Here is a 14,845-nt window from a genome sequence, read left to right as displayed (position 1 = left end):
TCGTTGACCGGCTTTTCCATATCAATACTTATCTACCTGAGTTGCAATGCCCACGCTTAATTGGATTGGCAAAGACAAAGTCGTTAATCACCACCTCGACGTACCTTACCGCACGCTCGACACGCAATACACTTTTCAGAGCTGCAAGCAAACTGCGGGCGACTCCGCCCCAAACATGGAATCGGACAATCTGATTATTCACGGCGATAATCTGGAAGCCCTGAAAGCCTTATTGCCTCATTACGAGGGTCGCGTGAAGTGCATCTACATTGACCCGCCCTACAACACGGGCAATGAGGGTTGGGTCTATAACGACAATGTAAACGATCCTAAAATCAAACGCTGGCTCAACAACGTAGTTGGCAAAGAAGGCGAGGACCTGAGCCGCCACGACAAGTGGCTGTGTATGATGTACCCCCGGCTAAAGCTACTGCACAAGCTACTGGCGGAGGACGGAGCCATTTTCATCTCAATAGATGACAGTGAACAAGCTAATCTCAAGCTGGTAATGGATGAAATTTTTGGAGCTAACAACTTCGTTTCAACCGTAATCTGGCGAAAAAACTATGCCCCAAAGTCCAGCGCAAAATATCTATCCGAGGATCACGAGTACATAATAATATACACCCGCAAACTAACTGATTGGGCTATAAATCTTATGCCGCGTACCGAAAAGCAGGATAAAGCTTATAAAAATCCTGATAATGATCCGCGCGGATTGTGGCGACCCAATAATTTGGCCGCCCGGAATTTCTATAGCAAAGGCACCTACTCTATTGAGTGTCCCGGGGGAAGAATCATTGCAGGCCCCCCGCCTGGCTCATACTGGCGAGTCTCAGAGGAAAAGTTTTGGGATATGAACAGGGATAATAGAATTTGGTGGGGCAAAGACGGTAACGGCGTACCTGCACCTAAAATTTTTCTTTCAGAAGTAAAGCAGGGGGTGGTTCCTCAGACATTTTGGTCTTATGAAGAAGTTGGACACACCCAAGAAGCGAAAAAAGAGGTAATATCGATTTTGGATTCGCAGGCATCAGATTCTGTCTTCTCAACTCCTAAACCCGTTAGGTTAATTGAGCGTATTCTTCAACTCGGCTCTAAGCCCGGTGATATCATCCTCGACTCTTTCGCTGGCTCCGGTACTACAGCCCACGCCGTGCTGAACCTGAACCGGCAGGACGGGGGAAAGCGCAAGTTTATCCTGGTAGAAATGGAAGACTACGCCGAGACCATTACAGCAGAGCGGGTACGTCGCGTGATGTTAAGTAACTTTACCCCCCCCCATCAGTTACATATAATTGACGATCAGCCCGAAACAGAATCATTTTCGTATTGTACGCTGGGTGAATCACTCTTCGACGAGGAGGGAAATATTAACCCTGCCGTTCCCATCGAAAAGCTTCGGGAGTACATCTGGTTTACCGAGACACGGCTGGGCGGCACTCCGCAACTCTACAAGCCACAATCGCCTGCAACTCACGAAGACGCAGGTACGTCCTACTGGCTGGGTACGTGCGACGATACGGCCTACTATTTCTGTTACGAACCAGAGGCCGCTACTACGCTGAACCTCTCGTTGCTGACCCACATTCGGGAGCGGGCCGGGCAGTATATCATCTACGCCGATGCCTCTACGCTCGCCGATACGTTCCTGCAACAGCACCGGATCATTTTCAAGAAGATTCCCCGCGACATCTCCCGCCTGTAACCTGCCACCGTTATGGAACTCAAACCCTATCAACAGCAGGTTATCAGCGACCTAAGCCTGTTTCTCGACTATCTCCGGCGTGTGTCTCCTACACAGCACGCTTTTCAGGACTATTGGACCGACAAGGGCTATCAGCCCATGACTGGGGGTGTGATAGAGCCATACAAGAACAACATCAAAGACGCGGTTGGCGGGGCTGTGCCCCACGTCTGTATCAAAGTACCGACGGCGGGCGGCAAAACGTTTATCGCCTGCAACGCCCTGCGCCCGATCTTCGCACATAGTGACCCCGACCGGCCTAAAATGGTGGTCTGGCTGGTACCCTCCAATCCCATTCTGCAACAGACGCTCAAGAATCTCCGCAACCCGGCCCACCCGTACCGGCAAAAGCTGAATGTGCATTTCAACCACCGCGTCGAGGTATATGACAAACAGGCGTTGCTTAGTGGCAGCAGTTTCAATGCTACTGCCGTGCGCGAGCAATTGAGTGTCGTCGTGATGAGCTTCGACTCGTTGCGCGTTCGGAACAAGGAAGACCGGAAACTCTATCAGGAAAATGGAAGCATCCTGAGTTTCGCCGGAGGGCCGGACAGTGAAACCGTATTGCCAGGCACCGACGAAACCGCCGTCATCAACGTGATCCGGGCGATGCAGCCGGTGCTGGTGGTTGATGAAAGCCATAATGCCGAAAGCGAACTGAGCGTCGAGATGCTGCGGAACCTCAATCCTGGCTTTATTCTGGATCTGACGGCCACGCCCCGGCGCAACAGCAACATCATCAGCTTTGTGGATGCGTTGGCCCTTAAAACGGAACATATGGTGAAGCTGCCCGTGATTGTTTATAACCAAAAGGACAAAAACGAGGTCATCAGTGCCGCGCTCGAACTGCGGCAGAAGCTGGAGATTCAGGCCATAGCCGAACACAAGAAGGGCGGACGAGCTATCAGGCCCATTGTGCTGTTCCAGGCGCAGTCGCAGACCGCCGAAGACAACCACACCTTTACCCGCATTCGGGATATTCTGGTGCGGGTGGGGATACCGACCGAACAGATAAAAATCAAAACGGCTACGCTCGACGAGTTAAAAGGCATCGACCTGATGGCCGACGACTGCCCTGTGCGGTTTATCATCACCGTGAACGCCCTGAAAGAAGGCTGGGATTGCCCATTCGCCTACATCTTGGCTTCGCTGGCCGACCGTTCGTCGGCAGTCGATGTGGAGCAGATTCTGGGTCGGGTACTGCGGCAACCTTATGTGCGTAAACATGAGTCGGCTTTACTCAACCTGAGCTACGTACTGACTGCATCGGCTCGGTTTAACGAAACGCTGCAATCAATTGTAATGGGTCTGAACAAAGCTGGATTCAGCAGCCGGGATTATAGACTGGCCGGTAATCCGGTGGTTAACGTCCAAACACCTCCCGTCGATGTTGCCCAGCCTATTCAGGTTGCTCCGGTAGATGACCCGTTAGCTTCCCTATTCGGTACATCTGCGGCCAGTCAACCCAGACAGGCCACTCCAATAACGGCATCACTGGGTGAATCGTCGGCCACGTCACCCGATGGGGATGGCCTCGACCCGGACAAGATTCAAGTAGTGGCCGTACCTACACCTCCCTCCGCCGAAGCGGGTAATACGACAACTGCCAACGACGTACCTGCCTCATCGGCTGCGGTGCAGGAGATAGAAGAATTAGCGAAGAAGGAGGAAGCTGACTTTACCGAACGTACCCAACAGATGGGAGCCAACTCAGAACCCACCGAACTGCAAAATCTGGCAAACCGCTACCAGATGCGCGACCACTTCCGCGAACAGGCCACTGGCATCCGGCTACCACAATTTTATATGCGGGTTGAAGAAAGCCTGTTCACCCAAACTGGTGAGGAACTGCTAGAGCGAAGCCATCTACTCGATGGTTTCCGGTTGAGTAAGCAAAACACCGACATCAACTTCGACAGCGTACAGGCCGAACTCTATAAAGTGGACCTGGAGCAGCGCGACCGGGGCGACGTGGCACCTTCCTTCATGCGTGTAGATGGCAAAACCAAAGAGGCTCTTCTGAACACCATCCTGCCCGCCATGACGCGCGAGGGGCAGATCAAGACCATGAGCAACCGGCTCATGAAGAACATCGGCGACCTGCGCCCCATCTCCGACAAGGAGGTGAGCACCTATGTAAGCCGGATTTTGAACGACCTGAGCGACGAGCAATTCCGGGATATGGTGGCGCATGAGTACACCTACGCTGACCGTATCAAAAAAAGGATTAACGAACTGGCTACTGAACACGCCGAAAAAGCATTCCGCAAGTTGCTCGACATGGATCAGGTGTTCGTGAAACCAACGTACCTGCTACCCCCATTTGTATCGCCGAAGGAAACTGCCAAAGACATTACGAAGTCGCTCTATGCCAAGGAAGAGCGCATGAACGGCTTTGAGGAGCGGGTGATTATGGAAGTGGCGAACCTTGAAAACGTGGCCTTCTGGACCCGCAACGGCGACCGGCGCGGTCGAGGTTTCTGGCTCAACGGCTACCTCAACCACTTCCCTGACTTTATAGTGGTTACCAAACGCGGCAAGATTGTTCTGCTGGAAACCAAGGGCGACGACCGCGACAACTCCGACAGCGAAGCCAAACGCAAGCTGGGCGATTTCTGGCGGCAAAAAGCCGGAGAAACGTACCGCTACTTTATGGTTTTCGAGCGCAAAGAGTTTGAAGGTACGTACACGCTGGACGAATTCTTGGGCGTGATGCGGGCGTTGTGATTCAAGTTTATTTAGCGAATTGAGAACGAATACAATAAAGTGTAACTTACGTCGCACATAGGCATCATCACGTGAATCGACAAGAACTCTTAGGGAAAATTAGCACGTACTTAGGTCGCTTTACTGAGGAAGTTAAGCAGTTAAACGCGGCCAGTTTGTATGACATCAATATTCACTCAGAGAATGTGTTGATTCCCCTGTTAAAAGAAGTGTTTGGCTATCAGGGTCTTCAAAATGCTAACGTTCAGTTAAAAAACGCACCAGCTATTGATCTTATTGACTTTGAAAGTGGGGTTTCTATTCAAGTAACGGCAACCGCTGATGCTGAAAAGATTACCCATACTTTAACCAAGTTTACAGAGAACGAATTAAACAAACCTTTTGATAGACTCATCATATATATTATAACTGAGCGGCAAAATAATTACCGAAAAGACTTTAAAGCTTTACTTCCCGAAGACTATAATTTTATAGCAGATCGTGATATCATAGATAATACAACTTTGTTCAAGTATATTCATGAACACGTACTCAATACTCAAAAACTTAACAAGATTGCTCAGTTATTAACTGATGAGTTTTCAGAATTAAAAATTGAAGCCAGAAAAGCGACCAATGATTATATAAACCGTATTGACGGTAAAACAGATAGAATTTATCCAAATTTGCTTGAGATGTTAATCCCTAAAAAACTGTTCGTTGCCGACTTACAGTTTGATTTTAATTATTACAGACAAGAATTAATAGCTGATCTGAAGGCAAGAAAGAAGTTCGGGAAACTGAACCATATGTCGGAGAAAGATGACATAAAAATATTTTTTAAGCAATCCAATATTGGCTACTTTGATGACTATGTAGTGTATGAAAAGAAAATTTTAACTTTTAGGAATCTACACGAGTCATCCGAGCGACTCCGAAACGTAATTGACTTGGGAACAATCACAGTCATAACACCTGAAGAATTTATAGGTGAAAATTTAGATAGGGAAAACGTATTCAAACAAGTCTTGAATACATCACTTACTCAGGATTTACGTGGTCGTCAAATTGAGTGGATTCATGACGAGAAAGTATATCGATTTCGCATGACTGCGAAGCCTCCCAGACCTCTTAAAGTTCAAGGTAAAGGGAAAGCTGGCCGAAGTGTTGTGTCAGGAGTTAAATCCAAAACAAATGAGACAAAAATAACCGATGAAGATGGTAAGGAACGAACGCGAAAAGGTAAACATTACACCAGCTTTCGGCATTTGGCTTTTGGAGTAACATTTAATCGCTTTGGCGACAAGTGGTACATAGCATTGAAGCCGGATTGGAGTTTTACTAGTCCTAAAAACGGCTACAGACCTAGCCCATTTGCAGCTTTGTATTCAACGGGCCTTAAAAAGCTTGAAAAAAACAAAGCTGTATTGGAAAGTTTTCAATTTTTAGCTGGTTATCTAATTCATCTCGCAAAAGGAGATATGTGGTCTTCAGCATTCACACTAAAATTTTCTGAATTTCCTGCCTACTTTGAATCACAACCGTCTATTCCCGATGATGTCTGGGTTAAATCAGAACCGAAGGCAAAAGATGACAAATTACAACTGGACATAGAGTTCGAGGAATGAGACTGATAAATCTACCAGAACCGTTGCTGGAATTCGGCAACAACAACACGTCTATATGCCCTAAAGATGGTATTCGGCGTTTTGGTCCTTACGACATTCATCAACAAGACCGCCCTGAAAAGGTGGTTGTAGGTGTGATTGGAAAAAGTGATAGTGTCGATATAGTTCTAACTTGGCTTGAAGAAGGTAAATCTATCATTGATGCCAAACCCAGTAAGCAGCCAAAGCTTTTCCCCAGTTTTATGGGCTTCCAAAAACAAAATGGATTCTGTTCCCAATTGGTATATGAAGAAGAGTATGTCCGTCGAATCAATAATACTGAGTTTGACGAGGTATATAAGGTCGGCAGTGAAGATGAAGTTATCGAAAGTGCGGTAGAATTATACGTTAGAAAAATCAAATGGCTATCTGAAAATAAAAAACCAAGTGTAATACTTTGTGTAGTTCCAGAATCATTTGTCCAACATTTTAATCCCAACACCGCGCTTGAAGCTGATGAAGAACAATCTGCCGATGAAGCAGGGGAAGGCGACGATGATGAGAGAGCAAGTAATAAGATGGAGTACAACTTTCGCAGGATGCTGAAAGCACGTGCGATGAAACACCATATTCCTATTCAGATTATACGAGATCGCATTAATAATCCATCAGGCGAAATGCAGGACAAAGCCAGCATTGCCTGGAATCTTTTTACGGCCTTATACTATAAAGCAGCGGGTACGCCCTGGAGCTTAATACGTCCTCCTGCTTCGGTTGTTTGTTATGCCGGAATTAGCTTCTATCAGAGCAGAGATAGAGTATCTATGCAAACAAGCATTGCACAGATATTCAATGAGTTAGGTAAAGGGGTGATTTTGCGTGGGGAAGACCCCATTCATGTCAAAAAGAGCGATCCTGTACCGCATTTAACAGCAGAACAAGCATACCGTTTGATGAATCGGGCCTTAGCTGAATACAGAGAGTCTTTACATTTAGCACCTCAGCGTCTGGTAGTACATAAAACATCAAATTTCACGGATGCAGAACAGGCTGGAATTATTGAAGCAGCGCGTGAAAGTCGGATTGATGCACTAGATATGGTTACCATTCAACGTGGTACTACGTTTAGATTATTTAGGGACCAACGGTATCCTCCTGTGCGCGGGACTTTGTTAAGTTTTGATGAAAAGAATCACTTGCTTTACTCACGAGGATCAGTCCCGTATTTTGAGACTTACCCAGGTATGTATATTCCCAATCCACTTCAAATTCGTTTGTTCCGGCACGACGTTTCACCAGAATTGATTTGCAACGAAATCTTAGGATTAACAAAGATGAATTGGAATAATACGCAGTTTGATCGGCGACTACCTATAACCATTGAATGTGCCCGGAAGGTAGGCGATATCTTGAAATATTTGCCAGAAGGTGACGATAGCGATATGGAACTTCGATACAGCTTCTACATGTGACAAGTAATTTGCTCAATCATTGCAATTATACAATACAGAAAACCCAGTGAAATCTGGGTTTTTCTACATAGTCCCTACCTTCGCTTTAGATACTCGTCTATTGCCACTCGCACCACGTCCCGAATATCGACTTCATCATCAAGAGCAACCTGCTTTACAGCCTTCGCCATTTGCTTAGGAATCTTGACATTGAACTGCACGAGGTCATCAGCAGTGGGTGGTGCTACTGTTTTCATAGTGGTCCGCTCGTCGGTTGCGACAACTGGATTGACTTCTTGAATAGGTGCTTTGGGCGGTTCAGATTTGAGTCTGTCGGCCAGGCGGGCCTGCCGTTCTTTTAGGGATTCTGCCATGAGTTGTTCTGTCTGTGCGGTCGCTTAAAGTTGTTCGATGATTTCTTCGGCCAAGTCGGCCATTTCGTCGTGTGCTTTCTCGTCTTCCAGTTGTACGATGCCGCCTGCAATCACAGAGCGAATGTAGCTGACCCGTTCGTGTATCCGCGTTTTCAAGGTGGGTATCGGGTAGGCATCCAAGATGTCCTTTATTTCCCGGTTCATCGAGGTACGTGGCTTCACCATGTTGAGTACGATGCCGGCACGAAGATCTGGGCGTTCCTGTTGGGTCTGCTGAAGCATTGCCATCGTCGCTTTTAGAGCCATTGCGTCCAGGTAGCTCACCTTCGTGGGCACCAGTACAAAGTCAGATACGGCGAAGAGTTCTGTCAGTTTGCTCGTCAGGTACGGGGGCGTGTCGATGATAATCACGTCGAGTTCAGGGTAGTTACCCTCCTGCAAGTTTTCGTAACTGACCAGCGTAATGCCGTCGAGCAACGAGTCAAGCCCCTGAACACTTCCCTGTAAGTCTGTATCGACAATACCGACCCTCTTAATATCTTTCAGGTAAAAGGCCAAATTAAGTGCCAGCGTCGTTTTGCCTACCCCCCCTTTTTGATGAGCAACTGTAATGATTTTCATGCTGTGCATTTGGGCCAGTGATGGGCAAATATGGCAAATGATTACAAATAGTTGTCTATAAAACTAACCAGCTATAAAAAATGATTGCACAGAAATAATTTCAAAAGACTAATAATCAACTTAATATCCCCAAAACAACAAGCTCAATTATTAGACTATCTGACAAATTAAATAGTCAATTAGCGATTGTGATCGTTCGTTCAAGGGTAAAAATGCCAACGACCTTTTGTGTCGCTGTGAAGATGTCAGACGCTTTGACAGGCGTGAACTGACCGGCCTTTGCCGTGCCTGGTAAGAATTGAAATAACGAAATGGGGAACGAATACGTGATCTGTTTACCATCTACACTACGGTCAACTACTGTCACCGCGTTGTAATCCGTCAGGATGTTCTTCTTAATCGTAAAATAGGTAGGCGCACTTCCCCCGCTTGATTTAGCGTCAACAGCATACGTGCCTAAATCAAGTCCGTTGAACGCGCCTGCCGTGCCGTCACCTGTCAGAGCCAATTGAACCGAGTCGCCTTTGGCCCGCACCATCGCTGAGTACCCTACTCCTTTTAGTTGACCGCGCCCTTCTGTGTAACCATTGTCCAATTGCAATCGGACGCAAGCGTAGTTACCACTGAGCCTAACAGCCGCGTTGGCTGATTGTTCCTGCTGTTTGTCCGCTGATAATGGATTCGTATTGTCGGAGGGTTTGCAACCTTGAGCAGTAAACAGACTGATTGATGTAATGACAAGGGCGAGCACGCGATTTAGTTGAGTAAACATAGCGGATAAACAGAGTAAAACTTTTTTGTAAAAGTAGTGGCCTTTCCCGATTTGGAGAAATTAGTACTATACAGGTTGCCTGACAAGATTGACCGTAACGAATTAAGTAAAAGAATATAGCCTTGATAATCAAATGTATAACTTAATTAAAAATAATTTTTTACCTTTTATTATTTAATTTTTTAAACATTTATCTAATCTTTGCAATGTCATCTGGCCGGAGACAGTAACCGTTTAACACGCATTGATTTCATGAAACGATTCACAATTGCAGGGCGTGGGCTACTGCTTACCATGCTCTCAGCAACCTTTACGCTCGCCCAAAACGTCGATCAAACCAAGGGCATTGGAGCAGGAGTACAAGTGCTTACTCAAACAACGCGAGACCTACAGGATTACTTCCGGCCCATGACAACGGTGATGTATGTCATTGCCGCTATTGTCGGCATTTTTGGTGCATTTCGCATCTACTCAAAAATGCAGGCGGGCGATCAGGACGTGCAAAAATCGGCAGTCAACTGGGGTGGCTCAGTGCTTTTCCTACTGGCCTTTGCCGCTATTCTCCAAGCTGTATTTTTCCAAAACGCCTAATCGGATGTGCTCCATGTTCCGCCTGAAAACATTGTGGCTGCTGGGCTGCTGCCTGCTCATCACGTATGTCGGGCTGGCCCAGAACGTCAATCTAAACGGCAATCCAGCCGCATCAGTGGGCATCGATGGACAGTTTACAAACCCTATCCTAAGCCGAATGCCGACGTTTCTCAAATTCGTTTGGGCCGTGTGTGGGCTAACGGCCCTCATCGGGGGGCTTCGGATCTACGCCCGCGTTCAGGCCGGTACGGGTGACTTTGCCGTAGAAGTCTGGCGGTTGGGATCAGCTATAATCGGCGTTAGCATGATTGCGCTGTTTTTGCAGGGCTGGGTTGGCCGCCGGATGCCTTCGGTAACCTCGTCCCGGTTTGGTACGGATAAGCTCCTGTACCGAGGCACGGAAGACAATTCAGCCATTGCCGACCCAACCGCAGGTACGTTGGCTCCTACGGCCTACCGGCCCGGCAGCGATGCCCAGGTGGATTCGATTCGTAACTACTACCGCGTCGCGTCTGACTCGCTCCGCGAATACACACGACTGACCCGGTGATCCTACTCTACGACGAATTTCAGGCTTACGGGCAGGTGAAGTCTATTGGTCTTTGGCTGTGTGCCTTTGCCGCAGTGGTTGCGGGGTTTCGGATCTACCAGCAATGGAACCGGGGCGAAGACGTGGAGGGGCCACTGGTGTTGTGGCTAACGAGCATTGCCTTCTGTGGCGGGGCCGCCTACGCGGTAGATCGCTTCATCCTGAGCGGAGTCTTTTCGTCTTCGTTCGGGGGAAGCGATTACCTCGCCCAACAGTACACGCAGTCGATGGCAATCGAGGGGAGCCGGGCGGCCCTGCTGTTGGGCGTTGTCGTGGCGATCATCGGCCTGATCCGGGTGTTTCAAAAGTTTCGGCGGGGTGACGACGACCTCTACGAGTTCATGTTCAAATGGTTTGGCTCATTGGCGTTTTTGTTCCTGATGAGTTCAATAATCTCAGCAATGCTATGAAATCTTACCCAATTCACCGGGGTGTTGATAACGAAATCGAGTTTCGGGGGCTACGCGGCCTGCATTTTTACTACGCAGCCGGAGGGCTGATCGCTTCAGTCTTTGTCACGCTGTTCAGCTATATTCTGGGCTTGCCCATTCTGGTTGCTCTGTTCGTGCTGGCCGTAGGCAGTGGTGGTACGTTGGCCTGGTGCTACACCCAAAACAACCGGCATGGTCGGTGGGGGGCCGTTAAGCAACAGGTACAACGACTCCGGCCCCAATACGTCTGCCAGCATCAGTCATTCAACCGGCTGATCCCTGTCCGTACTACTGTAGCACGTACCCCACGATGAAGAAGAGCAAATCACTCGCGCAACTTTTCCCAATTCTGTGCATCGACGAGCCGACGGGTTGCCTGGTCTCAAAAAACGCGGACATTACGGCGGCTTTTGAGCTACAGGCTCTGGAAATCTTTGCCGTGTCGGATGGGGAATATGATGCCTTGCACGACGTATTGATCCGAGCGGCTAAGGTATTGCCGGTGGGGTACATGGTTCACAAACAGGACCTGTTTATCGAAGACGTATATACACCTCCGTTTGGAAATGAATTTTTGCGGGAGACAAACTATGTGGCCTGGGAGAACGAGCGGCATTTTTCGGATCGGCCTTACTTGCGGCATCGGTGTTATCTCTACATCACTCGCCCGGCTACCTCGCCCCTGAAACGTACCAGTGGGCAGTCGTCGCTGTTGAAACGACATTTGGTGCCAAAGGAAATGCAGGACAGCCGTACCTGGGCGGAGTTCGTGGATGTGGTCAATCAGTTTGCGGCAATCTACCAGGATTCGGGCAAGATGAAGCTGCACCGGCTAACCCCTACCGAGTTGTTAGATAATGGCGAACATACCGGGCTATTCCAACGGTACTTTTCTCTGTCCCTCGATGACCCGACGCTGCACGACATCGACCTGACCAACGGCTTGACTATCGCAGGGCAACGTACTCATACTTACACACTCTCGGAACTGAGCGACTTTCCGAACGAAGTGTACAATTCGGCGCGGCTGGAGCAGTTCTCTACCGACAGTAGCCATTTTCCTATTTCGACGGGTTCAGCGTTGGGTATGTTGCTGCCCTTCAACCACATCTATAATCAGGTGCTGCTTATCGAAGACGGCCACGCCCTAACCAACGAACTGGTTAAAGAAGTAAAACGGCACACCTCGTTTGCGGCCTGGTCGAAAGAAAACGAGGTCAGCATCCGCTCGAAAGATGCGTTTATGGAGGAAGTTAAAGATCGCAACCGGCGCGTGGTACGGGCGCATTACAACGTGGTCGTGTTTCACCAGGACCCCGACGTGGCCGATACGTACCGTTCACAGACAGCAGCAGCGATTTCTAAACTGGGCTTCAAGCCGAAATTAGCCACCTACGACGCAGAAACGCTGTATTGGTCGTGCATTCCAGGCAACATCGCCGAAATCGGAGCCGACAACTTAGCTACTTGCTTTTTAGAAGAAGCAACGGCCCTGTGGAACACGGAAACCAATTATCAGGATGATTTTTTCTGCAAAAACGGGCTGTTACTGACCGACCGCTTTGGTCGCCCCTGCATGGTTGACCCGTTCTTCGGACCAATGGAACGGGGCATTATTGCCAACCGCAACTTCATGGTTATAGGACCGTCGGGGTCGGGCAAATCATTCTCCATGAACAACTTAGTGTACTACCTGCTCGCGCACGGAACGCACATCAGTCTGGTTGACGTGGGCGGCTCCTACAAACGACTATGTACGCTCATGGGTGGGCGGTACATTACTTACGAGGCCGACAACCCAATTGAATTTAATCCGTTCTACATCAAGGATTTAAACCCGGATGAGGAAACCAAAGACGCGCTGGCAAACCTGCTGATGGCCCTTTGGAAGAAAGACGGAGAACCGGCCACCAAAGCCGAGGAGGTGACCATTGCTAATATCGTCCACGAGTATTACGGGGCCATGCGGCACATGCACGACACAGGCGATGATGACTCGTTTCCCTGTTTCGATACGTTCTATGCCTTCACCCGTGATACGTACCCGGCCATCTTCGCGCGCAACATGGGGTCAGAGCGTGAATTCAACCTGAACAACTTTCTGTACATACTCCGGCCTTTCCACGCGGATAATCAATACGGCTACCTGCTCAACTCCCGGAAGAACATCGACCTGATGGAACTGCCTTTCGTGGTGTACGAACTGGACAACATCAAGGACCACCCGGTGCTATTTCCCGTGACGACCATCATGATTATGAACACCTACGTCCGTAAGCTATTCAGCGTCCGGGGCGTGTTGAAAATGCTCATCATCGAGGAAGCCTGGAAGGCATTGGCCAAGGAAAACTTCGCACAGTTTCTGCGGTGGTGTTCCAAAACGGTGCGGAAACACTTGGGGTCGCTGGGTGTGGTGACGCAGGAAGTGGACGATCTGGTGGGCAACGCCATCGTGAAGGATGCGATCATCAACAACTCGCCCATTAAGTTTTTGCTCGATCAGAGCAACTACGAGAAGCGGTTTTCGGAGGTCATGCAAACGCTGTCCTTATCAGAGAAGCAGGCCAATATCATTCTGAGTATCAATAAGGGCAAAGACCCGAACCGCCCGCCTTACAATGATCTGGCTCTACTGTTGGGCGACTACTGCAAGGTGTATGGTGTGGAGGTGAGTCGGGTTGCCTACGGTACGTTCACCACGGAGCGGTCGAAGGTGGAGGAGATTGACGATCTGGCGAAAACGAAGTACGGCAATGATTTAGAGTCGGCAGTAAAGGGCTGGGCGCGGGGCGAACGTGCAGGGGGATATTTACCCGTAAACGCGCAAGGTGTACCGCTTTTGCACCCCAATGGTCGCCCTCCCCGACCGCTCAACGGCACGGAACAGTACAGCCGAATCCCCTAAAGGCAATGCGTTAGAGCAATTCAACCCTATTCAATCATGCAAACCAACCGACTTTTTCGGGTGGCCGGGCTACTGCTTTGCCTGTGCCTGGCTCCACCCGCTCTGCAAGCGCAGTTTGTGGTCTCTGACCCCATTCACACGGCGGTATCCAACCTGATGTCGCTGATCCAAAAGCCCTCGTTCAAGACGATGGTCGATGCCGTTGAAAAGCTGAAAAAGGTAAAGGGAGCCGTTCAGAGCTACCACCGGGGCCAACAATTGATCTCGACGGTGCAGCAAACGACCCGAACGCTACAAAGTATCTCGACGGTCATCAGCAAGGACGGCCACATCTACCCCGCCGAGTATTCACTGATCGCCGATGACCTGAGCGCAATGGGTACCCACGCCAACGACATCCTCAAGGATATGCGACAAGGTACGTCGCAGAACCTGTTCGAGATCAATGATCAGGGACGTATCGAGTGGATTTTCCGGGCCTACGAAAGTGCTAAGAAATTTCAGGGATTAGTCAACAACTACTATTACAAAGTGCGGTCGATGTCGCTGCGCCGGGTACGTTCCCAGAAAGACTGGCAGATGACGAGCCGCCTGTACGCGATGGCTGAACCGACACTGAACAAGCAGGGCAGCTACAGCGAAGTACAGTTCATGCTGGGCGAAAAAGGTTACGACGATGATTACACCGACCGCAGCAAATCGGCCCTCGACGAAGAAACCATTGCCCAACAGCAACGGCAGAAGCAGGCCGAGATCGACCGGAAAACGGCTATGATACAGGAATGCCAGGACAAACTTCAGATTGCTGACCTACAGGGCGAACAACAGGCTTATGCAGAGATGAAATTTCTCTACCCGCCCTACTTCGACCCGGATAAGAAGGGCAAGCCCAATGGGTACGTGGACCCTTACGACGGCCACATTATTTCGGATGCCGAATTTGAGATTCTGGTTCGGATTCGAGGGCGACAGATAGCCGCCGATAAACGAGCCGCCATCCAGCGCGAATGTCAGGAGAAGATGAACAGCAGTGGGGGATGAAACTGCTGAC

General features: G+C 49.2%; 13 protein-coding genes. 10 read left to right on the top strand and 3 right to left on the bottom strand.

Features of this window, described 5'->3' with window-relative positions:
* Positions 1–46: 46 nt before the first annotated feature.
* The 4 genes from FAES_RS28425 to FAES_RS28410 all read left to right on the top strand — a co-directional run bounded on the left by FAES_RS28425 (position 47) and on the right by FAES_RS28410 (position 7,532).
* Positions 47–1,708, top strand: a complete 1,662-nt coding sequence (locus tag FAES_RS28425; RefSeq protein ID WP_015056747.1) for a site-specific DNA-methyltransferase — start codon at positions 47–49, stop codon at positions 1,706–1,708.
* A gap of 12 nt (positions 1,709–1,720) precedes the next feature.
* Positions 1,721–4,474: a DEAD/DEAH box helicase gene (locus tag FAES_RS28420; RefSeq protein ID WP_015056746.1), complete on the top strand. Its 2,754-nt coding sequence runs from the start codon at positions 1,721–1,723 to the stop codon at positions 4,472–4,474.
* Between the two features lie 71 nt (positions 4,475–4,545).
* Positions 4,546–6,081 (top strand): SMEK domain-containing protein, encoded by a 1,536-nt coding sequence (locus FAES_RS28415; protein ID WP_015056745.1) that lies wholly within the window; start codon positions 4,546–4,548, stop codon positions 6,079–6,081.
* Positions 6,078–7,532 carry an argonaute/piwi family protein gene (locus FAES_RS28410; protein WP_015056743.1) on the top strand — a complete coding sequence of 485 codons (1,455 nt, stop codon included), beginning with the start codon at positions 6,078–6,080 and terminating at the stop codon, positions 7,530–7,532. Before FAES_RS28415 ends, FAES_RS28410 begins: the two co-directional genes overlap by 4 nt.
* 74 nt (positions 7,533–7,606) lie before the next feature.
* Here the strand turns inward: FAES_RS28410 and FAES_RS28405 are convergent, their stop codons facing one another.
* The 3 genes from FAES_RS28405 to FAES_RS28395 form a co-directional block, all read right to left on the bottom strand.
* Positions 7,607–7,885 carry a hypothetical protein gene (locus FAES_RS28405; RefSeq protein WP_015056742.1) on the bottom strand — a complete coding sequence of 93 codons (279 nt, stop codon included), beginning with the start codon at positions 7,883–7,885 and terminating at the stop codon, positions 7,607–7,609.
* A gap of 24 nt (positions 7,886–7,909) precedes the next feature.
* Entirely contained in the window at positions 7,910–8,506 is a 597-nt protein-coding gene (locus FAES_RS28400) for a nucleotide-binding protein (protein WP_041259736.1), read from the bottom strand.
* Positions 8,507–8,681: 175 nt separating this feature from the next.
* Entirely contained in the window at positions 8,682–9,278 is a 597-nt protein-coding gene (locus tag FAES_RS28395; protein WP_015056740.1) for a hypothetical protein, read from the bottom strand.
* 252 nt (positions 9,279–9,530) lie between these two features.
* Here FAES_RS28395 and FAES_RS29460 point away from each other — a divergent pair, with 252 nt between their 5' ends.
* From FAES_RS29460 to FAES_RS28365, 6 genes are read left to right on the top strand one after another with little or no spacing between them, the layout of a single operon-like run.
* Positions 9,531–9,869, top strand: coding sequence for a DUF4134 domain-containing protein (locus FAES_RS29460; RefSeq protein WP_041259697.1), 339 nt, complete (start codon positions 9,531–9,533; stop codon positions 9,867–9,869).
* Between the two features lie 13 nt (positions 9,870–9,882).
* Positions 9,883–10,419 (top strand): DUF4134 family protein, encoded by a 537-nt coding sequence (locus FAES_RS28385; protein ID WP_041259695.1) that lies wholly within the window; start codon positions 9,883–9,885, stop codon positions 10,417–10,419.
* Positions 10,416–10,868 carry a DUF4134 family protein gene (locus tag FAES_RS28380; protein WP_015056738.1) on the top strand — a complete coding sequence of 151 codons (453 nt, stop codon included), beginning with the start codon at positions 10,416–10,418 and terminating at the stop codon, positions 10,866–10,868. The genes FAES_RS28385 and FAES_RS28380 overlap by 4 nt, the downstream gene beginning before the upstream one ends.
* A complete protein-coding gene (locus tag FAES_RS28375; protein WP_015056737.1) occupies positions 10,865–11,203 on the top strand; it encodes a DUF4133 domain-containing protein in 339 nt (112 codons plus the stop codon). The genes FAES_RS28380 and FAES_RS28375 overlap by 4 nt, the downstream gene beginning before the upstream one ends.
* Complete coding sequence (locus FAES_RS28370) at positions 11,200–13,794, top strand: TraG family conjugative transposon ATPase (RefSeq protein ID WP_015056736.1); 2,595 nt, start codon at positions 11,200–11,202, stop codon at positions 13,792–13,794. The genes FAES_RS28375 and FAES_RS28370 overlap by 4 nt, the downstream gene beginning before the upstream one ends.
* Before the next feature lie 36 nt (positions 13,795–13,830).
* The gene (locus tag FAES_RS28365) at positions 13,831–14,835 is read left to right on the top strand and encodes a hypothetical protein (RefSeq protein ID WP_015056735.1); all 1,005 of its coding nucleotides are present in this window, start codon (positions 13,831–13,833) and stop codon (positions 14,833–14,835) included.
* The last annotated feature ends 10 nt before the right edge of the window (positions 14,836–14,845 follow it).

Origin of the sequence: Fibrella aestuarina BUZ 2 (genome assembly GCF_000331105.1) — a bacterium.
Lineage (GTDB): Bacteria > Bacteroidota > Bacteroidia > Cytophagales > Spirosomataceae > Fibrella > Fibrella aestuarina.
This window is presented reverse-complemented; position numbering and strand designations above follow the sequence as displayed.